The sequence below is a fragment of the Viscerimonas tarda genome (assembly GCF_054601255.1).
Genome location: NZ_BAAHWV010000005.1, coordinates 1 through 22,428, shown reverse-complemented (window position 1 = coordinate 22,428; position 22,428 = coordinate 1). Strand labels below are relative to the sequence as shown.

Below are 22,428 nucleotides of genomic sequence, written 5' to 3'. Positions count from 1 at the left end.
GACAAAGTTAATTAGTCTCATTATTCACATAAAGAAATAACAACATGAAAAAATTTACATTAACACTATTCCTGCTTCTCCTTGCACTGGCAGGATTTGCCAGGCAGAGGACGGAGAGCGAAGCTTTGAGCCTAGCCCGTTCTTTTTACAGCCAATCGTCAAAACTCCGAAGCGGAACAAGTTTTACGTTGGCCTATACAGGGAAGGACGACATTAAATCGACCCGGTCGGCCAGTGTTAATGTCTATTATTATGTTTTCAATACGGGCGAAAATAACGGATTCGTCATTGTATCGGGAGACGACAGAGCGAAGGCTATTTTGGGATACTCCGCCGAAGGGGCATTCGATATAAACACTGCGCCCGAAAATTTCAAATACTGGCTGGGCTTTTATCAGCAGGAATTGGAACTCTTGCTAGCCCAACCCGAAACGGAAGCTCAAGCAATACCATTGGAGGAGAAAAACTTGAAAAATGCGCAGGTTTTTGCCACTTCCATCAGTCCGTTATTGGGCAATATCAAGTGGGATCAGGATTCCCCCTACAACGACCTGTGCCCGCAGATACCGGGCTCTACATCAAGGTCGGCAACAGGTTGCGTTGCCACTGGAATGGCACAGATAATGAAATACCACAACTGGCCCGACAAAGGAGTGGGTTCAAACACTTATACACCATCGGGTTACCCAAGTCAGAGCGTCAACTTCGGCAATACTACCTACAACTGGGCAGCGATGACCCCTACTTATGGCGCTTCGAGTACTGCGGCACAAAAAACGGCAGTAGCTACCTTGATGTATCATTGCGGGGTTGCCACCAATATGAATTACGGCGCTTCGAGCGGAACGCAGGTATTCAGAGTGGGACAGGCCCTGGTAAACTACTTCAAATACGACAGCAGCATCCAACTTTATTCGAGAAACTATTACAGCAAAACCGAATGGCAGGACATGATTAAAACAGAGTTGAATGCCGCCCGTCCGGTTTTGTACAGCGGTAATTCGACAGATGTTGGGCACTTGTTTGTTTGTGATGGCTACGATAGCAACAACCTGTTTCATATAAACTGGGGATGGAAAGGTTCATCCAATGGCTACTACGAATTGTCGGCCCTGAATCCACCCTCGCTGGGCATCGGCGGAGGAGCGGCCGGAGGATTTAACTTCTACCAGCAAATAACTGTCGGCATACAAAAAGCAACGGCGGCACCCACGCCATCGTATGTTATGTACATGAATCCGTGCTTTACCCCGTCGGCAAACTCGGTTTCGCGTAATGCTTCGTTCAGTCTCACGGTATCGGACTTCTTCAATTTGGGCGTAAATGCTATCCCCAATCTAAGTTTCCGCTACGAATTACGCAACAGTAGCGGCTCCTTTATGACGGCATTGAAAACCGTTAGTGCAGGGCAGCTTCCTTTTTATAATGGATGGAATAGTTATCCCCTTAGCGGCATAACCATTCCGGGCGGTGTAACCAACGGAAGTTATAGAATATACCTGACCTACAAAGATGCCGGCCAAACCGAATGGTCGGTCGTGAGGACAAAAACCGGCACTCCGCAGTGCCTTAAAGTGGATGTAACATCCAGTTCCGTTACGTTCAGCAAGCCCACAGATACAAATCCGGTATTGTCGCTGAGCAATTTGGCGACCCTTGGCAATTTGTATCAAAACAAAACCGGACGCTTTACGGCAACCGTTACGAATACCGGCACAGGCGATTACAATTCGTATCTGGCGCTTTACTTGTCGGGGAGCAATAGCGGCATTGTTACACAAGACCCGGTGGTTATTGCCGTGGGAGAAACAAAAACTTTCGATTTGGAAGGAACTATTACCCTTGCTGCTGGAAACTATTCATTGTTAACGCTTTACGACAAGGCAAATGATATAGATAATGCGACAACTTTATCTCAATTCGGCGCATCCAAACCGGTTACGGTATTGCCAACACCGGCGGCCGCCAGCCTTAGTATAGTCTCGCAATCTTTTCCTTACCCAAGCGCCATTTATCAGGATAATATAGAGTTTAGAGCCAGCATCAGGAATACGGGAGGAGCTTTTATCGATCAAATCCGGATTGTGGTATTTACGCTGAATGAAAGTGAAGGGATGTATCATTCTGTTGCTGCATTCGGTGCGCAGTTTGTAAATATTGAAAATGAAACAAAAAATCTGGTATTCACCGGTGAGCTGCTCGACTTGGAGCCCGGAACCTACTACGCCCTTGTTTACTACCATAACGGTAGCTGGACGCGCTTGGGAAGCGCCAATCCACTGTCGTTCAACCTCAAGGAAAGCCTTACGGGTATTGGCAAAACCATTTCGGACGGAAAGGCAGGTTTATATCCCAATCCGGCAAGCGATGTTTTGTACCTGAAATCGGAGGAGGTTGTTAAATCTATCCGCATAGCCGATCTTTCGGGCAAGCAAATATTGACAATACAGCCCAATACCGGCGGAGAAATAAGCATCCCAATCGAAAAACTGGCATCAGGAGCTTATATTTTGCAATTGGTAACCGATAGAAACAGAATAAATTACAAATTTATAAAGAAATAAAAAACAGCCCCCTGTCCGTAGGAGGGTGGGGGATTCAAATTTATCATTAATAACAATTTTATGCTAACTTTGTAGGGTAAGAACAAAATTGTATGCAAGTATATCACGGTGGATATTGTAAAATAGAATATCCTGAAATAAGGGAAGGGCAATATGCTAAAGATTTTGGCACAGGCTTTTATTGTACAGAACTGAATGAACAAGCTGTGCGCTGGGCAAAACGGTATGATACCCCCATTATCAACAACTACGATTTTGTACCGGATGCTCATTTAAAGATTCTTCATTTCACGGAAATGACGGAGGAATGGCTGGATTTTGTTGTTAACTGTCGCAATGGCATTGTACATAATTACGATATTGTTATTGGAGCCATGGCAAACGATCAGGTATATAACTATATTTCCGATTATGTGAATGGCATCCTTACCAGAGAACAGTTTTGGGTATTAGCTAAATTCAAGCATCCCACACATCAAATCAGTTTTTGTACCGAACGAGCATTAAAATGTTTAGCTTTTATTAAAAGTGAGGAGGTAAAAAAATGACAGGCAGAGAAAAAAAAGAATACAACGACTTGTTTTTTGTTTGTAGCCTGATTGAATACATTAGCCGGCAGACAAAAAATCACCGGAATGTGGTAGTCAATGCGCTGGGGAAAGCCAAATTACAGCATCTTTACGAACTTGCCGATGTTTATCACAGTGAAAATATAGATAAAATAACCGATAATCTGATTCGGGAATGCCGGATAGAAAATGGATATTTTGATAATATTGCCACCGCTCAATACGCAATTCCCACGCATTGGGACATAGGAAAAGTGTATAAACGACTGATTGTGGATGTTTGCAACAAACAAGACAAATCGCCGGTTGATGCATTGACAGAAGTATATAACTCGTGGCTATCCAGAAAGATAGAGGATTTTAATAGCAGTTTATACTACGAAAGCCCCGGTTATTTGTATGCATCCTATAACAAAGGGGATGTTTTATAATAATGCGAATAATGTGCCAATTAGCACATTATTCATATTGGCACATTTATTACAACCCAACGCACTCCCTCAAAAAATCAATTGATTCGAAGATGTCTTCTTTGCTGGCTGTTTGATTGAGCGCAATATCTCCAATTTTATTCAGTAGGGTGAAGTTTATTTTACCCGACGATTCGTTTTTCTTGTCGTGTTTCATCAGCTCGTACAAAGCCTCATATTCGTTACAGGAAAAAGGGAACAGACCGTAATTTTCTCTTATAAAGCCGATTGTTTGCAGTAACTTGTCTTTTGGAAATCTGCACAACTTATGGGAGAGGTACAATTCGCATACCAGCCCCCATGCTATGGCATATCCGTGTTGCATCGGTTTATTTATTTCGTACGACATACTTTCAAAGGCGTGGCCAACAGTGTGGCCAAGGTTCAGGGCTTTGCGGATGCCTTTTTCAAAAGGGTCTTTGTCCACAATCCACTCTTTAACGGTAACCGAGCTTATTACCAGTTCTTTTAATCTGTCGTAGTCGATGTTGTCGGTGTCGAACGATATTATTTTTGCCCATTCTTTATCGTTGGCTATAAGGCTGTGCTTGAGCATTTCGGCGTATCCCGACAAGAAATTGGCGTGATCAAGCGACTTGAAAAAATGGGAGTCGATTAATACAGCTTCCGCCGGAGCAAAAGCCCCTATTTCGTTCTTTAAGCCGTTGAAATTGATGCCCGTTTTTCCTCCTACGGCTGCATCAACGGCTCCCAACACGGTTGTGGGTATATTGATGCATTTAATTCCGCGCTTGAAAGTGGCAGCAGCAAAACCGCCTAAATCGGTCAACATTCCTCCGCCCAGATTAATCAACAGCGAGTTGCGGGTCGCTCCATTCTCGGAAAGGTATTTCCACACCGAGGATAGAGATTCTACATTTTTATTCTTATCATCGGCTCTGATAATGATTTTGCCTGCTTGTTTTATTTCAGCTATATCGTTGATTAAGGGATAGCAGAGGCGTTCGGTATTGTCGTCCGTCAGAATGTATAACCTGTCGTACGAAAACCGTTGCAATACATTGCTTATATCTTGTTGAAAATTAGTGGATTTAATAACTTTTTGCATAACTGGTTGATATATGTTAGATTAAATAGGATTCTTCTTTCAGTTTAAAGCCCCGTAATAATTCATCTGTTTTCATCCGTTTTTTACCCGGCAGCTGAAGTTCCAGCACGCGGATAAATCCATCGCTGCAAGCTACATCCAAACAGGTTTTATGGTCGGTCTGAATAGTTCCGGCAGGCAATTGATGCGGTGTCGCGATTTTCTCCGACAGGTATATCTTTACCGGCAGCGCTTCCTCTCCGGCGGCCTTCAATTCGGTCCAGGCAGCAGGGTAGGGCGATAGTCCCCTGATGAGATTGTATATGGCCGAAACCGGCTGCTTCCAGTCGATGCGGCAAGTGTCTTTAAATATTTTGGGCGCCGATTTCAATTCGCTTTCGGTTGCAAACTGATCCTGAGGAATGGCGTCCACTTTGTTTTCGAGAATCAACTCAACGGTTTCCTTAACAAGTAAGGCGCCTTTTTGCATCAATTCGTCGTGGATTTTTCCAACATTATCGGTTTCGCCGATGGGGATATGTATTTGCTTGATAATCTTACCGGTATCTATTTCGTGCGTCAGAAAAAATGTGCTTGCTCCGGTTTCCTTGTCTCCATTTATAATTGCCCAGTTGATGGGCGCAGCGCCACGGTATTGGGGTAGGAGGGAGGCGTGCAAATTGAAGGTGCCAAGGCGGGGCATTGCCCACACAATTTCGGGCAACATCCTGAATGCGACCACAATCTGTAAATCGGCCTGCCATGCTTTTAAGGATTCGAGGAAGCTGTCGTCTTTCAGCTTTTCGGGTTGTAGCAGGGGCAGATTGTTTGCCAGCGCATATTCTTTTACCGCCGAATACTGCAATTTATGGCCTCTACCGGCAGGCTTATCGGGCATGGTAATTACCCCAACCACCTTGTAGCCGTTTTCGACTAACACCTGCAAGCTTTCGACAGCAAATTCGGGCGTTCCCATAAATACAATGCGCAAGTTTTCTTTTTTCATTTATTATTTCATCTATTTTTCATTTCAACCCCTAACAAAGATAGTAAAAATAGCCTCTTAAATATTTGGTAATGTTGAAAATTAGCTGTATTTTTATATCAGAATTTACAACGACCAGTAATTTTATGGGGGATCTCCCGAATTTTATTGGTCGTTTTCTATTACTCCGATTCGCTAAAATTCTCCACCAAAACCTCGCGGTAGGTATTTAAAATGCTTGATTTGGATACAAAACCCAGATAAACGCCATCTTCGTCAATAACCGGAAGGTTCCAGGCTTTAGTCCGGTCGAACAAGTGCATGATTTTTTCCATTGTCATATTGGTAACTATCACAGCCGGAGGCGATACCATAAACCGTTTTATTTTAAACCGGTCGTACAATTCGGGACGGAACATAATATTTCGGATGTTGTCGATCAGGACAATCCCCAGCAATTTTTTTTGGTTATCCACCACCGGAAACACATTCCTTGGCGACGAGGATATAACCTTCACCATGTCTCCCAATGTCATATCGGGGCCTACGGTCTGAAATTCCTTTTCTATCAAACCGTCTAACGACATGAGCGTGAGCACGGCCCTGTCTTTGTGATGCGTCATTAATTCGCCCTTTTTTGCCAGACGCATGGCGTATATGCTGTGTGGCTCAAACAATTTGATAGCGGCATACGATACCGAGGAAACAATCATCAAGGGCAAAAACAGTTGGTATCCTCCCGTCAGTTCGGCAATCAGAAATATTCCCGTCAACGGGGCGTGCATCACACCCGCCATTACGCCCGCCATCCCCATCAAAGCAAAGTTTTCGAGGGGCAGGTGGGTTTCCGTATTCAGGTTGTTTATGCAAATAGCAAAGACAAAACCGGCAATACAGCCCAAAAATAGCGAGGGCGCGAATATCCCCCCCGTACCGCCGCCGCCATTCGTAGCGCTTGATGCAAAAACTTTAAGGAGCAATATGGGCACAAGGAATAAAATGATGCACCATTTATAATCCTTGAACTGATAAAAGATGCTCCCGTTCAATATGGTTTCGCTGTCTATTTCGCCTGTTAACAGGGTATTTATGGTGTCGTATCCTTCACCGTACATTGGCGGAAACAGGAATATCAGGATACTCAGGATAGCTGTACAGAGAAAAAATTTCGTCCAGAAATTCAGGGGACGTATCAAGTTCTCGAAGAGGTTCATCGACCGCGTGAAGATCAGCGATATGAATGCGCAAAACAGTCCGAGCAGTATCACGTATGGTATGCGCGACATACTAAATACCTGCGTTTGAGCGTACTGAAACATGGCCGAAGTGCCCATCGTGATGTAGGAAAAGGTGGCGGCAGTAACCGATGTTACCAACAAAGGCAAAATGGTTGTCAGCGTCATGTCGAGCATCAGGACTTCTATAACGAACAACATCCCGGCAATGGGCGCTTTGAAAATTCCGGCAATAGCTCCGGCAGCCCCGCAACCGATAAGTAACATCAGGTATTTGGGCTCGAGTTTGAATGCTCGTCCCAGGTTCGACCCGATAGCGGCGCCCGTCAATACCATGGGGGCCTCAGCTCCCACCGATCCGCCGAATCCGATGGTCATGGAACTGGCGATGATGGATGTGTACATGTTGTGCGCCTTGATGTAACTCTTGCGCTGGGATATGGCATACAAAATTTTAGTTACCCCGTGGCTAATATCGTCGCGAACAACATATTTTACGAAAACACCGGCCAACAGAATACCAATAACCGGATAGAGCAGGTATAAATAGTTCACATTTGCCCGGCTGAAACTATCGGTGAGCAAATGTTCGATAATAAGAATCAGATTTTTCAGTATGAAGGCAGCGACTGCTGTAAATAAACCAATCAGAAAACTGACAAACAATATGAAATGTTGTTCCTTAATATTCTTGTTTTTCCAAACCAGAAAATCATTGAACATCCTTTTTAATGACATGCTTTTTTAGTGGTTAATAAGTTGTAAGTTCAAGTCAGCAAATTTATAAAAAAAAGCCAATATGCCAATTGAAATAATTAGAATAATGTGGGGGCAATGTGCTAATGTACTGATGTAAATAATGTGCTAATGTGCTGATGTGAATAATGTGCTAATTGGCGCGAAGCGACAAAAAACGCTGTCATTGCGGGCTCCGACCCGCAATCACCAAACAATCAACGCAAATTATATATTCGTAGCAACCCGTTCGCGGCAGCGGGCGTATGCCATACGCCCCTACGAAACCACACAAAAAAATAAGGTCGCGGCACGCCACGACCCTACATTATTCCTATTAGCACATCAGCACATTATTCTAATTATTTCGATTATTCCCTGATAATCTTAAATTCGCCGTTTTTCGATAACCTGATGATGCCGGAGGGGGCGGATTTGCTTCGCTCGTCTTGACGGAATTGTACAATGTAATCCACTTTGCTTTTTATGTCGTCGCTTATTTCGGAAAAGTTTTGAGGCGATGGGCATCCGCTTATATTGGCCGATGTGGACACCAATGCTTTCCGGAAACGTTTACAGAGTTCGCCCGAAAATCGTTCTTTTGTGATTCGGATAGCCAGGCTGCCATCTTCGGCTATCAGGTTGGGGGCTATGTTTCGGGCATCATCGTAAATAATGGTCAGGGGTTTTTCCGATACATCAATCAAATCCCAGGCCAAATCGGGCACGTCTCCGATGTAATAGTTCAGTTTGGCCGGACTGTCCAGTAAAACAATCATAGCTTTATTATCAGCGCGTTGTTTCAATTCATACACCTTTTTTACGGCCGCTTCGTTGGTCGCATCGCAGCCAATTCCCCAAATAGTGTCGGTAGGGTAGAGGATCACTCCACCCGAAATAAGGATTTCGCAGGCTTTTTTTATATCGTCGTTCATAATTTAAAAGTACAGCCCCTCCAACCTCCCCGTAGGAGAGGCTTTCAAAGTCCCCCTACGGGGGATTGAGGAGGCTTTATTAATTGATACACATCTACATCTGCATAATCATTCTCCTGATACACCCAATCTTTTAATGTGCCGCATTTTTTAAATCCCGACTTTTGGAATAAGCCGGCGCTTGGTTTATTTTTCGATGAGATGTAGGCATATAGCTGGTGGATATGGAGAAATGAGAAAGCATATTCTTTTATAATACGGAGGCTTTGGCAGGCATAATCTTCTTCCCTGAAAGCTTCGTCGATAAGTATTCCGATTCCGGCGCGAAGGTTCCTCACATCAAGGTCGTACAAGTCGATTGTGCCAATGGTTGCGGCCTCTTTTTTCAGGTCAATCATCAACCGCAGTTGGTTATTCTGGTAAATATCCTGGTCGATGGAGTTTGTTATGTACTGGCGCAGAGCAAGTTTGGAATAAGGACTTAGTGTATGCCCGTGTATCCAAAGGCTGGAATCGTTTTCCCATTTGTAGAGAATATCCAGGTCTTCGGGCTCGAGCGGTCTTAATTTCAGGAGTTCATTTTCAAGAAACATGATCGGTTTTCTTTTGGGCGTAATGGCTTCCGATAATCAGCCCCGAAAGCGGTGAATATATTCTGTATTCGGTATTTTTGACCGGTTGCTCGTCCATAAACCGGATAATTTCTTCGTACGAAAGCACAGAATGATCGAGAACAACAACGCCGTGTTCCCATTTTTTGATTTTGATGACCTTGCCGAACAGGCGTTTTACAACTGCAATTGCCGCCCTCAGGTATATGCCTGCCGTTACGCAAAACGAAAAGAAACGGCTGTAGTGAGGATAATACTTTTTGAAGAAGATATACATGGCCTGGTAGAATATCTTCACGTATTTTATATCGTCTTTCTTCGTGCTTTCGCCCTTGTAGTGAATGATGGCATCGGGCAGATAATAGTTTTTATATCCGTCTTTTGTAATCCGGTACGATAAATCGATGTCTTCGCCATACATAAAGAATGTTTCGTCCAACAGACCTATCCGCTCAATAATCTCCCGCCGGATAAGCATAAAAGCGCCCGTCAGAATATCGACTTCATGCACTTCATTTTCATCCAGGTACTTCATGTGATAGCGACCAAACAAACGGGATTTAGGGAAAAACTTCGATAATCCGAATATTTTGCAAAAAGATGTCCAAGGCGAAGGGAATCCGCGTTTCGATTCGGGCAGGAATTTCCCAAAACTATTAATCATTTTCACGCCCACGGCTCCCGCACCGGGATGTGTGTCGAGAAAATTGCATGTTCTGTCGAGTATATTTTCGCCCAATAAGGTATCGGGATTAAGCAGCAGGATGTATTCGCCCTGTGCTATTTTGTATGCCTGATTGTTGGCCTTCGCAAAGCCCGGATTATCCGTGTTTTCGATAAATATGACTTCGGGAAACTTGGGACGAAGGTAGTTTATAGAGCCATCAGACGAATTATTGTCAACCACAATAACTTCAATATCGAAATTCCGGTTGGACGCAAAAACCGAAAGCAGGCATTGCTCCAACAAATATCTGACGTTGTAATTAACAATAATAATAGAGAGTTTCATTGTAAACAATTTAAGCCCCCTCAATCCCCCGTAGGGGGACTTTTTTAGCCTCCCCGCGGGGAGGTTGGAGGGGCTTCTTTTTAATATCCTTTGTTATTTTCAATCATTTCGCCCAAGCGAATGAAGAAATTTTTCTTCCGCCTCGAGTCGTGGAAATCTCCGTTTAGCATCATTTTATCGAAAGAGGTTTCGCCTCTTTCCATCCCCTTTATTATGTGGTATATCACCCCCCAATCGGGCAGTCCGCCGGGAGTGCGGTCGTCGATGTACAGATCGGCGTTTAATTTGCGTGCAGCAGCTGCCACATCCTCTTCGGGATAATTTTTGTTAGCGGCATAAAACTTGAGGCCTTTTTTCTCGCAATAGTTAACCGCTTCCTGCAATAAATCGCCCTCTCTGACCGTCCAAAGTAAAAGGCGGTGCCTGTCTTGTTGTAATTTCAGCAAAGTTTCGATTGCAAAAGGAATGGCTCGACCTATTTTAGGGTATTCGTGTTCTACAATAGTTCCGTCAAAATCAACAGCAATAATCATATAATGTTCATATTTAATAAATTCCCAATTCGTTTTGTTTCAAAAAAGAATACAAATATAGCAATGATTATTAGAAAGCTAAAGTTTTTTTGCGAATGATTTATTAGTTGGTTGAAAATCAGGAGTATGTTATAATTATTAGAGGTTTCATTTTTTCTTAATCGAATTCATTTGTTACATAATTACCATTATGTTTAATAACGATATTGAAAAATGCAATCTCGTTGTTGTTCAACACCTTCGGCGTTGGTGAAAAAAAAGCTGTACCTCCCTGCCCCCAATCGCTCACTTCGTTTCGCTTCATTGGGGGTTATTGGCTCCGCCGAACGTTGTTTCATATTTAACGCCTTCGGCGTAACATTTGCTCCACTTTTCATCGCTCTTTTGTAACGAAAAACGAATAATCATTTCTACCTTTGCATCCGTTTAAATTTAATAATAACAAATTATGAAACAGAAATTAATCAACAAGCCTGCTGCATTCCGCTTCAAACGGTTTTCGCATAAGGCTTACAGCGCTTTCAACAGTATGCACAAAATGGTGAGTATTGGTGTGGTGGCCGGTTGTGTGCTCACATTTGCTCATGCAACCGAAACGGCAGCGCAAACTGCAATTACAACCTCCTCCGAAAAGATTACGGAGACTGAGCTGGAGGAAGTTACGGTAACGGCTTCACGAGTGGAATTGCCTGTAAATCAAACATCCAGGCTTGTAACTATTATCACAAAGGAAGAGATTCAGCGGGCGCCCGTCCAAAGTATTCAAGACCTTTTAAACTATTCCGCCAATGTTGATGTCCTTCAACGCGGAGGCCACGGAGTTCAGGCAGATATTTCAATCCGGGGCGGGTCATTCGACCAAACAGCTATTCTTCTCAACGGTATTAACCTCTCCAGTCCACAAACAGGCCACTACAGCTTCGACATTCCTGTCAACCTTTCCGACATCGAACGCATAGAAATTATTCATGGACCATCGTCGGTAATATATGGCGCGAGCGCTTTTTCGGGCGGTATAAACATTATCACAAAAAAGGAACCTAAGCACAAGGCTTATGCCGGAATTCAAGCCGGAGGGCATTCCCTGTACGGTGTTGAGGCCGGTGGAACTATTTCCAATAAGCTAATAACGAGCCAATTATCTGTTGGCTACAACACTTCCGATGGCTACATTGCCAACAGCGATTACGATATTCTCAATTTGTTGTGGCAGACACGCATCAAGGCCGAAAACAAAACAAACATTGATATACAATTGGGATATAACGACAAAAAATATGGTGCAAATACCTTTTATTCAGCGGCATACCCAAACCAATACGACAAGACTGACGGTTATTTTGCATCAATTAAAGCTCAAACCGGCGATAAACTCAAATTCATCCCTTCGGTCTATTGGAACAGGCACAACGACTGCTTTCAGTTGATCCGAAACGATGAATCGCTGGTTCCGTTTAACTATCACCGCACCGATGTGTATGGTTCTAACCTGAATCTGCAATATACCTCCGGCTTGGGCATTACCAGTTTAGGCGCCGAACTCCGAAATGAAGGCATAATGAGTAGCGTATTGGGCGAACTGATGGCAGAACCAGACGGGAAATACACCAAATCCTACAACCGGACAAACATCAGTTACGTGCTGGAACACAATATATTAATTAATCGCTTCAGCTTGTCGGCAAGTATTCTGACCAATTACAATACCGCCCTAAACGGCAGTTACAAGTTCTACCCTGCCCTGAACGCCAGCTACCTCCTGACCGGCAACCTGAAAGTGTATGCATCGTGGAATAATGCCATGCGAATGCCTACTTTTACCGATTTATTCTACACAACCCGCACACACCGGGGCGATGCCGGACTGAAACCCGAAGATTCGGAAGCCTTGGAATTAGGATTCAAATTCGGAAACCCTGTAATCCGTGCCAATATCTCCGGATATTATATGGAGGGTAAAAACCTCATTGATTGGACGCTACAAGACGATGGCATTTGGCAATCGGTGAATTTGGCGAATGTTTACAAAAAAGGCCTCGAAGTGGATGCTACTTTATATGTGCATGAATTGCTCTCCGCTTTTGCTCCTTCAACAACTTTAAAACTCGCCTACACACGCATGAAGCAAGACGGGAGCAATTTTTCGGGACAAATGAACTCAAATTATGTGTTAAATTACCTGCGCGATAAATTTACAGCGCAAGTCAATCTCCCTATATACAAGGAATTTAGCCTGAACGGTAATTTCCGCTGGCAAAAACGGATGGGCAGTTATGTCGCCTATCAAGGAAGTGGAACGCCCGGTATTCAGACCCCCTACCCTGCTTTCTCCACGCTCGATTTGAGGCTGAACTGGCAGCATAAAAACTTAGCTATAAACCTGAATGCCAATAACTTATATAATACCCATTACTACGACCTTGGCAATATTCCGCAAGCCGGATTTTGGCTGAGCGGAGGAGTGAGTTATGTTTTTGAGTGAAAAATAATAACATGTAGGAGAGTTTTTTGAACGCTAATTTCGCTAATTACGCAAATTATCGCAATTTCTTTATTTGAAATTCAATTAAATCAGAAAAATGTATAGTAGTTTATTTGCGTAAATTTGTGTAATTGGCGAAATTAGCGTTCTTCTGAGACAGTTCCTTACTAAAACGTTGTTTCCTGATTTTTAATTCGTAATTCAATTTATTATTCCTAATTTTGCACAAACAATAAACAATACAGACAGAATGAACAATATATCACACATAGCCAATCTTTTAAGTGCAAAATCGAAGCATTTATCAATAGATAAGAAAGAATTGGAAGAGGCTTTGAATGTCCTTTTCTATAAAATCCTGTTCCCCGTTTGCGACGAACAAAGCAAACCCGAGAAAAGTATTTACCATGTTTACTCGGTACTTCTCGAAAACCTGTCGAATTTGATAGACAAAGAAGAAGCTGAAAAAAAGGTAGAAGCGTTTATTGAAAAACTCCCCGAACTTCAGGTGAAGTTGTATGAAGAGGCCAAGAATTTTTTGAAAAACGATCCGGCCGCCCAATCGGTGGAAGAGGTTATTCTGACCTATCCGGGTTTCTTTGCCCTGACTGTTCACCGCATTTCGCACGAGCTTTATAAACTGAATGTGCCGATTATCCCGCGCTTGTTTTCGGAATACGCCCATTCCAGCGTTGGCGTCGATATTCACCCGGGAGCGACTATCGGCCATCTGTTTTACATCGACCACGGAACCGGTATCGTTGTAGGCGAAACAACGGTTATCGGCGAGAATGTGAAAATATACCAGGGCGTTACACTCGGCGCCTTGTTTGTTACCAAAAATCTGAAAAATAAAAAACGGCATCCAACCATCGAGGATAATGTGGTGATATATGCCGGCGCAACGATTTTGGGTGGCGAAACGGTTATTGGGCACGATTCCACCATAGGAGGAACTGTGTGGCTGACAAAGAGTGTGATCCCCTACTCGCTCGTTTTCCACAATTCGGAAGTAAAAATAAGAAATGCTTACGACTTCGATGAACCAATTAGTTTTGTTATCTAAACCATAATCTATGAAATACAACAATATTCTCGATAGCATCGGAAATACGCCCCACCTTCGTTTAAGCAGGTTATACCCCGAACATGAAGTTTGGATAAAATTGGAAAAACAAAATCCGGGAGGCAGTATTAAAGACCGCATTGCCCTGGCCATGATTGAGGACGCCGATCGGAAAGGCATTTTAAAGCCCAATGGCGCTATCATAGAGCCTACCTCGGGTAATGCAGGTATCGGTCTATCGCTGGTTGCAGCCCTGAAAGGCTATAAAATGATTATAACCATGCCCGAATCCATGTCGGTAGAACGCCGGAAATACATGGAAGCTTTAGGAGCCATATTCATACTTACTCCCAGGGAGTTAGGAATGAAAGGAGCCATTGACGAAGCAGTAAGATTATCCGAAGAAATTGAAGGCGCCTGGATTCCCCAGCAGTTTGAAAATCCGGCCAATCCCGAAATTCACCGGCTGACAACGGCCAAAGAAATCATAGCCGATTTCCCCGATGGATTCGACTATTTTATATCAGGCGTTGGCACAGGAGGTCATATAACCGGCATTGGAGAAGTGCTGAAACAGCAATTTCCCAACATAAAAGTAATCGCCGTAGAACCCGACTCATCACCTGTAATCAGCGGTGGAAGTCCGGGCACGCACGCTATTCAGGGCATAGGCGCCGGATTTATACCCAAAGTATTTAACGTTGGTGTAGTTGACGAAATAGTAACCGTATCGAAAGAAGAAGCCTTTGAATTTGCCCGTAAAGTAGTCCGCACCGAAGGCATGTTGGGCGGCATATCAACCGGCGCCACACTGGCCGCCATTGATAAACGCCTGAAAAAAGAAAAGAGTAAGAAAAAAGTCATCACCGTCAATTACGATACCGGCGAACGCTATCTTTCGATAGAGGGATTGTATTGAATATCAGGAGGATTTTTTGTTATTTTTTATTCTATTACTTCAATTAAACTAAAAAACAGATGAAAAATTTCAGGTTATTAATATTGCTCATCCTCACGCTCGTTTCGTGTGAAATAGATGCTGTTCCGAATGAACCGGTTGTAATAGAAGGAATTACTTTTGAGAATTATCCCAAAGTAGATGGCTCAACTTCCACCAAACCCTTGAATGCGCTGATTGCCTGCAAACTGTTGGGTATCCGTTACGAATGGCAATCCAATGTTGTGGGCGAATGGTCGGTAGCGCCTAATCAGGCAGATATTCCCGAAGCGTACGCCGGTTTTTACGGCGAACGCATTCAAGTTTCGCAAACGCATGGCGCTTTTATGAATGTGATTGATGGAAATGCCGACATTATTCTTACTCACCGCACCCTTTCGCCCGACGAAAAAGTCTATGCCGATGAATTGGGGGTTAGGTTGATTGAAACTTCCATCGCGCTCGATGCTTTTATTTTTCTTGTCAACAAAAATAATCCGGTCAGAAATCTGACAGTCAATCAAGTACAGAAAATTTACACAGGCGAAATCACCAACTGGCAACAAGTGGGCGGAAACGATTTGGCGGTTGCGGCTTACACCCGTCCCCGCAATTCGGGGAGTGAAGAAATTATGCAAAGTCTGGTAATGGGCGAGTTGGAAATGGCAAATTTTCCCGAAAACAGCGAAATAGTAACTATGGCAGGCGTTTTTCCCGAAGTACGCAATAATGTTCGCGGTTTTTGTTACACTTTCAATTTTTACAAGGACGTCATGGTGCGGATACAGGACAGCGATGTGCCGAAAATTGCAGTCAATGACATTTTCCCGAACGAAAACACCGTTAAAAATGGAACATACCCCTTTATTGCAGAGGTACATGTCGCAATCCGCTCCGATTTAGACCCCAATTCAATGGCATACAAAATGTACGAATGGCTTCAAACGGAAGCGGCAAACGCTGCAATTTCCGAAAGTGGCTATATCCCGAAAAACAGTACGATAAATTCCGTTTCAAGAATAAACACCAGCAGTTTACATATTTCCCCAAATCCTGTGTCGGACGGCTTTTATGTGAGCGGTTTGGCTCATTCAACTCAACTTGATATAACAGATATTTCGGGCAAAAAGATATGGTCGAAACAAATAGCTAACGGAGAATTTATTTCTGCTGCTCATTTGCCCGCAGGAATGTATTTTGTCAAAGCAAATAATTTGATAGCTAAATTGGTAAAGGAGTAAAACAGATAATGCTCGTAAATATTTGGGGTATAACCACAATAAACATGTGCCTTGTATTTGGGAAAATAAAAAACGCTAGCTGTTAATTTTTGTTTTATTGAAATTTGGATTTTAGTTTTTCAATATCACAATTATAGGTATTGATAGCAAGGTAGTTGATAATATCAGCAAGCAATATAAACTCGGTAGTATCCGCTTTCCTTGCATTAATCTGCTTACTGTCCCACAACCCTTTTGATGATTAAAATGACTCGCTTTAGTTATCGTTTCGGTTAAGCAAGTATCAATGAAGCATTCTGGAATAACAGCTAATTCTTCCATCGGTTTAAAACATTTCCATATTAAAGAACAAATCAACTCCAAACTCATGTACTTTGTCAAGTTCTTCGTCGCTTAGCCTTTTGACTAATGTTTCTCCATTTTGATAATCTACAATAAAAATAGCCAATTCCGATAAAAATACTTGTATTGGAATATTTTACCCAAACATCTGCACAACACGCTTCACTCCATTCACCAAAACATCAACCTCGTCCTTGGTGTTATAAAACGCAAAGGAGGCTCTGACTGTTCCTTCTATGCCGAGTGCGTGCATAAGCGGTTCGGCGCAGTGGTGGCCTGTTCTGACGGCAATGCCCATTTTATCGAGGAGCATTCCCATGTCGTAGTGGTGAATGCCTTTTACCAGAAAAGAAATCACGCTGCTTTTGTTGTCTGAGGTTCCGTATATCTTCAGCCCCTCTATTTCTTTCAGTTTCAGGCTGCAGTAATGCAACAGTTCTTCTTCGCAGGTTCTTATGTTGTCCAAACCTATCGCCGAAATGTAGTCGAGGGCAGTTCCTAAAGCAATGTAATCGACGTAATTGGGTGTTCCCGCCTCAAATTTGTAGGGCAAGGCATTGAAGGTTGTTTTCTCGAACGATACGGTTCCTATCATTTCTCCGCCGCCCTGATAAGGAGGCAGTTCGTTCAGCCAGTTCTCTTTTCCGTACAAAACGCCGGTGCCGGTAGGCCCGTATATTTTATGACCGGAGAAAACGAGGAAATCGCAATCGAGTTGCTGAACATCCAATGCTATATGCTGTACCGATTGTGCGGCGTCAATCAGCGCCGGAATGCTGTGTTTATGTGCTATTTCGATGATTTTTTCCACCGGATTAATCGTACCCAGCACATTGGAGACATGCATAACCGACACCAAACGGGTTTTTTCCGTAATCAGTTTCTCAAATTCATCCAAAAGCAATTCGCCTTTTTCGTTAATCGGGATAACTTTCAGTTTTATGCCCGAAATAGCTTCTTGCAGTTGCCAGGGGACAATATTGGAATGGTGTTCCATCGCCGAAACAATTATCTCATCCCCTTCCTTACAAAATCTTTGGCAAAAACTTGATGCCACGAGGTTGATTGATTCGGTCGTCCCTTTTGTCAATATAATCTCGTGTGCGTGCTTTGCATGGATAAACGCCTGTATTTTTTTCCGGGCATTTTCGGTCAGCTCCGTAGCTTCCTGACTCAGGTGATGTACTCCCCTGTGAATATTTGCGTTGGTGGTATAGTACAGTTCCTCTATTTTTTCAACAACACAGCTCGGCTTTTGTGTAGTCGCTCCATTGTCGAGATACACAAGCGGTTTATTGTATATTTTTTGAGATAAAATAGGAAAATCTTCCCTTATCTTGTTCACATCGAATTTCATAAGATTTTTTTTACGTCAATTAGAATCTGTTTGAATTTTGGCAACCTGAACCCTACGATGATCAAAACTAATTTATTCCTCAATTGGTAAAATAGAAAAATGATGTTCAGAAAACAATTTAGGTAATTGTGATCTATGATCAAATTTTGTCATCAATCTTGCTTCTCTGAATTTATTAATTTCTGTAGCCGAAATTGTAAGATAACCATCAGATAAAATCCGATCTGCAATCTTATACTTTTCAAATATCAACTCCCAGTATATGTCATTTTTCGTTTTAGTCATAATTTTTTATTAAAAATTCATCGATCTCGCCACGATGAGTGGCATCTGAATTTATTGCACGGTTTGCCTTAACAACACTAATATGATAGTTTTTGTATTGATCTTTGATAAAATTCGACGAAGAATTTGACAGTAAAAATTTTATACCTTTTGCATCCAATTTATCACAGGCTTCTCTTAAACGAACTTGATCAAAAATATCCCAACCACCTTGAACATATCCTGTAAAATTTGAATTTATTGAAATCGGGTGATATGGGGGATCCAAATAGACAAAAGAGTTTGAATCTAATTTTTCCAAAACTGTTTCATAATCTCCACTTAGCAATTCAATTTTATTGACGTTCAGATATTTGCAAACGGCCCTCAATGTGGGATCATTTACTATATTGGGATTCTTATAATGTCCAAACGGGGCATTAAATTCTCCGGCATTATTTACTCGGTACAAACCATTAAAACAAGTTTTGTTTAGGTAGATAATTCTTGAAGCTCGTTCTACTTCTGATAATTTTTTGTATTCAATACTTCTATCTAATCCTCGTATATTGTAAAAGTAATCAGCCTCATTTTTATGTTTTTTTAAGTCCATTATCAGTAACTCAACGTCATTTTTAATAACCTGATATACATTAATGAGCTCTGCATTAAAATCATTGATTGTGGCTTTTTTAGGTTGTAAATGAAACAATACTGCCCCACCACCAACGAAAGGTTCTACATAGTTACACGTTTTGATATTTTTCGGCAAAAGCTCAACGATCGAAGGCATAATTTGTCTTTTTCCCCCAACCCATTTTAAAAAAGGAGTTACTAATTTGTTACTTTTTACCATCCTATTGCTCTTGAAAAAAATCACCGCAAGGTAATCATTTTATATCAATCTCTGAAAAATTCCCTATTCTCAATTAGGGGGCATACACGTCTTTTTTATTTACAAATCGCACAATCGCCACAGCGGGCTATTTCGCCCCTGAATCGTTTTTCTACCAGTTCGTATAAGCGGTTCTTCAGCTCATCTATGCGTATAAGTTCCAGCACGCCGCTTGTAAATGCCTGCATCAGCATCAGTTTGGCCTCTTCTTCGGGGATACCCCTTGCCTGCATGTAGAACAAGGCATCTTCGTCGAGTTGGCCGGTCGTCAGTCCGTGCGAACATTTCACGTCATCGGCATATATTTCCAGTTGCGGTTTGGAGTACATGCGCGCCAATGACGAAGAACACAAATTATTATTCGACTGGTAGGCCGTTGTTTTCTGAGCGTCTTTTTCTACCAGAATACGTCCCGAGAATACCCCTGCCGATTTATCTTGCAACACATATTTAAACAGCTGATTGCTATGGCAATTGGGCTTTGCATGGTCGATAAAAACAAAATTATCGACATGCTGTTCCTTGTCGGCAATCACAACGCCGCAAACGCGACTGTCGGCCTGTTCGCCTGCCAGTTTTATGTGGTAGTCGTTGCGGGTAAATCCGCAATTGAGTGTTACGTTATTCACCAACACATTCGACGATTTTTCCTGCCGGACAAATACCGAAGCCATACGGGTGGCCTTGTCCGAGTTTTCTTCCAGTTCGTAAAAATCAACTTGTGCATTCTCATCCGCAAAAATCTCCGTAACCTGTGTTATCAGAAACTTGGTGTTATCAATTACATGATCGCAGGATAACAGCTTAAACTGCGAATTTTTTCCGGCAATAAGCAGTATCCGCCTGTTGACCAACACGTTGGTGTTGCTAAACAAGATATTGATTAGCTGTATCGGCTTTTCTATCACCGTGTTATCGGGTACATAAATCACAAAACCATCCTGAGCGAACATGGTGTTGAAGGCAATAATCCCCGCCTTTTTCACATCGGCTACTTGTCCGTAATGCCTGGCGCACACTTCGGGATATTGTTCGGCAAATGTTTTCAAACTGCCAACAAAAACACCTTTGGGATAATCCGTATTTGGTTTGTATTTATCCGAAAACGAATCATTCAGCAAAAAGTACAGATTGGTGGAAAGATTTTGCACATTGCAGCGGAAAGCAATATAGGGATTAATATCGGGGATGTATTGCCTGATATTCAGACCATAATCGGGGATAAACTTTTCGGCTATATCCGAATTCCGGTAATCTTCCATGCCTGCATTCGGAAAACCGGCTTCCTTGAAAGCTTCAAACGCCCCCTGACGTTGCTTGTTGAGCACGGCAGCCGACTTGTTATTAATAGTCTCCCAATACTGTGTAAATAGCTCTATATATTGAGTTTCAACCATTGATGCTTAGTCTTTTATCTCTTTAATAATCCAGTCATAGCCTTTTTCTTCCAGCTCCAGCGCCAATTCCGGCCCGGCGCTACGCACAATCCGGCCTTTATAAAGCACATGCACAATATCGGGCTTGATGTAGTCCAGAAGCCGCTGGTAATGGGTGATAACAATCGTTGCATTATCTGCCCGGCGAAGTTTGTTCACGCCACCTGCCACAATGCGCAGAGCGTCAATATCCAAGCCCGAATCCGTTTCGTCAAGAATCGCCAGTTTGGGGTTGAGCATGGCCATTTGGAAAATCTCATTTCGTTTCTTTTCCCCACCCGAAAAACCTTCGTTTACCGAACGGCTGGCCAATGTGCTGTCCAGTTCTACCAATTCGCGTTTTTCTTTCATCAGTTTCAGGAACTCGGAAGCCGGAATGGGGTCAAGCCTCCTATGCTTGCGGGTTTGATTTACCGCAGCACGCATAAAATTAACCGTACTCACCCCCGGAATTTCCACCGGATACTGGAAGCTTAGGAATAAGCCCTCCCCTGCCCTTTCTTCGGGTTTCATGTCCAATAAATTCTTTCCGCCGAACAGTACTTCGCCTGCTGTTACCTCATAATTGGGATGCCCGACCAATACCGATGCCAAGGTGCTTTTTCCGGCGCCATTGGGACCCATGATAGCATGAACCTCTCCTTCGTTTACCGTCAGATTGAGCCCTCGCAATATCTCCTTGTTATCTATATTTGCATGTAAATCTTTTATTCTTAACAAATTAGCCATTATTTATGTTTCTTGTTTTTTAAAATTAGTAATATGAAATAATGAGAATAATGTGCCAATGTGAATAATTGACGTTGCTGTCATTGCGGGCTTCGACCCGCAATCTCCTGACTATTCATATTGGCACATTATTCACATTAGTCAGTTTCGACTTACAAAAATAACAAATAAAAGAAAATAGCCCGTCTTTAATTGAGGCTATTCTCATTCTTTTTATTTATCTGTCATTAAATATATAAATGAATTGTGTGAAAAACGGATTTTTAGAACAATATGGAAAGATATAATTATCTTTTATTAAAAATAAAATTCAAGCCTTGCGAAGTATATTCTTTGAATTTTCTGTCGGATGAGATGAGAGGTATTTTATCGGAAATTGCTTGAGCTATAATCATGTGGTCGTTCGGATCTTTGTGCCCATCAACAGAAGAAAGTTCAGCGTAAGAAATCAGATGCCCTCTATTAAATGGCTTTATATCTATATTCAATGAATCAAGATAACTAAATAGCTCTTTATAAGATTTATATTTGATAGACTTTAGTTCACCATCTTTATAAAGTTGAAGTAGCTCCCGAACAACTGTCGCAGAAACATAGAATACATTCTCATAATCATTCAATATCAGGGAGACATTTATATCAATATCATCATGTTCTTTATTTGACATAAGAAAGATGATGATATTTGTATCCAAATAATATTTCATAATCAGCGTAATACAGCCCTTTTATTGACTATTTCAAATAATCCATCAGGATATTTTTCCCAAAAATCAGTTAATCTACCTTTTGGTAAATTATGCGGATTTTGACTATTTTTCTTAGTCCCTTTAGTTTTCTTGTCTTTAGTAGCTGTTGAAGTCGTCTTGACTTTTGCAGTTTAAATACTAAAATAAAGAGGGAAACGTTTTGTTTATAGCAAAAACACATAAAAAAAATCGTTCCCCTCATGTACCAAGTACTTGACAAAAGTACGATAAAT

21 protein-coding genes are annotated in these 22,428 nt (G+C 42.3%); 7 read left to right on the top strand and 14 right to left on the bottom strand.

Annotated elements, in window-relative coordinates:
- The first annotated feature begins 44 nt into the window (after positions 1 to 44).
- The 3 genes from ACYPWY_RS03150 to ACYPWY_RS03140 all read left to right on the top strand — a co-directional run bounded on the left by ACYPWY_RS03150 (position 45) and on the right by ACYPWY_RS03140 (position 3,564).
- The gene (locus ACYPWY_RS03150; protein WP_459683982.1) at positions 45 to 2,564 is read left to right on the top strand and encodes a thiol protease/hemagglutinin PrtT; all 2,520 of its coding nucleotides are present in this window, start codon (positions 45 to 47) and stop codon (positions 2,562 to 2,564) included.
- 92 nt (positions 2,565 to 2,656) lie between these two features.
- Positions 2,657 to 3,112: a DUF3990 domain-containing protein gene (locus ACYPWY_RS03145; RefSeq protein WP_459683981.1), complete on the top strand. Its 456-nt coding sequence runs from the start codon at positions 2,657 to 2,659 to the stop codon at positions 3,110 to 3,112.
- Positions 3,109 to 3,564 carry a hypothetical protein gene (locus tag ACYPWY_RS03140; protein ID WP_459683980.1) on the top strand — a complete coding sequence of 152 codons (456 nt, stop codon included), beginning with the start codon at positions 3,109 to 3,111 and terminating at the stop codon, positions 3,562 to 3,564. The genes ACYPWY_RS03145 and ACYPWY_RS03140 overlap by 4 nt, the downstream gene beginning before the upstream one ends.
- 49 nt (positions 3,565 to 3,613) lie before the next feature.
- Here ACYPWY_RS03140 and aroB read toward each other — a convergent pair whose 3' ends face one another.
- The 8 genes from aroB to ACYPWY_RS03100 all read right to left on the bottom strand — a co-directional run bounded on the left by aroB (position 3,614) and on the right by ACYPWY_RS03100 (position 11,001).
- Complete coding sequence (gene aroB / locus ACYPWY_RS03135) at positions 3,614 to 4,672, bottom strand: 3-dehydroquinate synthase (protein ID WP_459683979.1); 1,059 nt, start codon at positions 4,670 to 4,672, stop codon at positions 3,614 to 3,616.
- A 16-nt stretch (positions 4,673 to 4,688) separates the two neighbouring features.
- Positions 4,689 to 5,657 (bottom strand): methionyl-tRNA formyltransferase, encoded by a 969-nt coding sequence (gene fmt / locus ACYPWY_RS03130; protein ID WP_459683978.1) that lies wholly within the window; start codon positions 5,655 to 5,657, stop codon positions 4,689 to 4,691.
- Positions 5,658 to 5,818: 161 nt separating this feature from the next.
- Positions 5,819 to 7,609 carry a chloride channel protein gene (locus ACYPWY_RS03125; protein WP_459683977.1) on the bottom strand — a complete coding sequence of 597 codons (1,791 nt, stop codon included), beginning with the start codon at positions 7,607 to 7,609 and terminating at the stop codon, positions 5,819 to 5,821.
- A gap of 368 nt (positions 7,610 to 7,977) precedes the next feature.
- Positions 7,978 to 8,541 carry an L-threonylcarbamoyladenylate synthase gene (locus ACYPWY_RS03120; RefSeq protein WP_459683976.1) on the bottom strand — a complete coding sequence of 188 codons (564 nt, stop codon included), beginning with the start codon at positions 8,539 to 8,541 and terminating at the stop codon, positions 7,978 to 7,980.
- A 44-nt stretch (positions 8,542 to 8,585) separates the two neighbouring features.
- On the bottom strand, positions 8,586 to 9,134 hold the full coding sequence (locus ACYPWY_RS03115; RefSeq protein WP_459683975.1) for a GNAT family N-acetyltransferase: 549 nt from the start codon (positions 9,132 to 9,134) through the stop codon (positions 8,586 to 8,588).
- Positions 9,124 to 10,164 (bottom strand): glycosyltransferase family 2 protein, encoded by a 1,041-nt coding sequence (locus ACYPWY_RS03110; RefSeq protein ID WP_459683974.1) that lies wholly within the window; start codon positions 10,162 to 10,164, stop codon positions 9,124 to 9,126. Before ACYPWY_RS03110 ends, ACYPWY_RS03115 begins: the two co-directional genes overlap by 11 nt.
- A gap of 80 nt (positions 10,165 to 10,244) precedes the next feature.
- Positions 10,245 to 10,697 carry a BT0820 family HAD-type phosphatase gene (locus ACYPWY_RS03105; protein ID WP_459683973.1) on the bottom strand — a complete coding sequence of 151 codons (453 nt, stop codon included), beginning with the start codon at positions 10,695 to 10,697 and terminating at the stop codon, positions 10,245 to 10,247.
- 157 nt (positions 10,698 to 10,854) lie between these two features.
- The gene (locus tag ACYPWY_RS03100) at positions 10,855 to 11,001 is read right to left on the bottom strand and encodes a hypothetical protein (RefSeq protein WP_459683972.1); all 147 of its coding nucleotides are present in this window, start codon (positions 10,999 to 11,001) and stop codon (positions 10,855 to 10,857) included.
- Positions 11,002 to 11,145: 144 nt separating this feature from the next.
- Between ACYPWY_RS03100 and ACYPWY_RS03095 the strand changes: the two genes are divergently transcribed.
- The 4 genes from ACYPWY_RS03095 to ACYPWY_RS03080 all read left to right on the top strand — a co-directional run bounded on the left by ACYPWY_RS03095 (position 11,146) and on the right by ACYPWY_RS03080 (position 16,423).
- The gene (locus tag ACYPWY_RS03095; protein WP_459683971.1) at positions 11,146 to 13,179 is read left to right on the top strand and encodes a TonB-dependent receptor plug domain-containing protein; all 2,034 of its coding nucleotides are present in this window, start codon (positions 11,146 to 11,148) and stop codon (positions 13,177 to 13,179) included.
- 250 nt (positions 13,180 to 13,429) lie between these two features.
- On the top strand, positions 13,430 to 14,245 hold the full coding sequence (gene epsC, locus ACYPWY_RS03090) for a serine O-acetyltransferase EpsC (RefSeq protein ID WP_459683970.1): 816 nt from the start codon (positions 13,430 to 13,432) through the stop codon (positions 14,243 to 14,245).
- A gap of 10 nt (positions 14,246 to 14,255) precedes the next feature.
- Positions 14,256 to 15,164, top strand: a complete 909-nt coding sequence (cysK, locus tag ACYPWY_RS03085) for a cysteine synthase A (protein WP_459683969.1) — start codon at positions 14,256 to 14,258, stop codon at positions 15,162 to 15,164.
- A 59-nt stretch (positions 15,165 to 15,223) separates the two neighbouring features.
- On the top strand, positions 15,224 to 16,423 hold the full coding sequence (locus tag ACYPWY_RS03080) for a substrate-binding domain-containing protein (RefSeq protein WP_459683968.1): 1,200 nt from the start codon (positions 15,224 to 15,226) through the stop codon (positions 16,421 to 16,423).
- Between the two features lie 478 nt (positions 16,424 to 16,901).
- Here the strand turns inward: ACYPWY_RS03080 and ACYPWY_RS03075 are convergent, their stop codons facing one another.
- The 6 genes from ACYPWY_RS03075 to ACYPWY_RS03050 all read right to left on the bottom strand — a co-directional run bounded on the left by ACYPWY_RS03075 (position 16,902) and on the right by ACYPWY_RS03050 (position 22,153).
- Entirely contained in the window at positions 16,902 to 18,122 is a 1,221-nt protein-coding gene (locus ACYPWY_RS03075; RefSeq protein WP_459683967.1) for an aminotransferase class V-fold PLP-dependent enzyme, read from the bottom strand.
- Between the two features lie 72 nt (positions 18,123 to 18,194).
- A complete protein-coding gene (locus ACYPWY_RS03070; protein WP_459683966.1) occupies positions 18,195 to 18,407 on the bottom strand; it encodes a type II restriction enzyme in 213 nt (70 codons plus the stop codon).
- A complete protein-coding gene (locus ACYPWY_RS03065) occupies positions 18,400 to 19,242 on the bottom strand; it encodes a DNA adenine methylase (RefSeq protein ID WP_459683965.1) in 843 nt (280 codons plus the stop codon). Before ACYPWY_RS03065 ends, ACYPWY_RS03070 begins: the two co-directional genes overlap by 8 nt.
- Positions 19,243 to 19,337: 95 nt before the next feature.
- Positions 19,338 to 20,678: a Fe-S cluster assembly protein SufD gene (gene sufD / locus ACYPWY_RS03060; RefSeq protein WP_459683964.1), complete on the bottom strand. Its 1,341-nt coding sequence runs from the start codon at positions 20,676 to 20,678 to the stop codon at positions 19,338 to 19,340.
- Between the two features lie 6 nt (positions 20,679 to 20,684).
- Positions 20,685 to 21,437, bottom strand: a complete 753-nt coding sequence (sufC, locus tag ACYPWY_RS03055) for a Fe-S cluster assembly ATPase SufC (protein WP_459684096.1) — start codon at positions 21,435 to 21,437, stop codon at positions 20,685 to 20,687.
- A gap of 296 nt (positions 21,438 to 21,733) precedes the next feature.
- Complete coding sequence (locus ACYPWY_RS03050) at positions 21,734 to 22,153, bottom strand: type II toxin-antitoxin system VapC family toxin (RefSeq protein ID WP_459683963.1); 420 nt, start codon at positions 22,151 to 22,153, stop codon at positions 21,734 to 21,736.
- Positions 22,154 to 22,428: the final 275 nt, after the last annotated feature.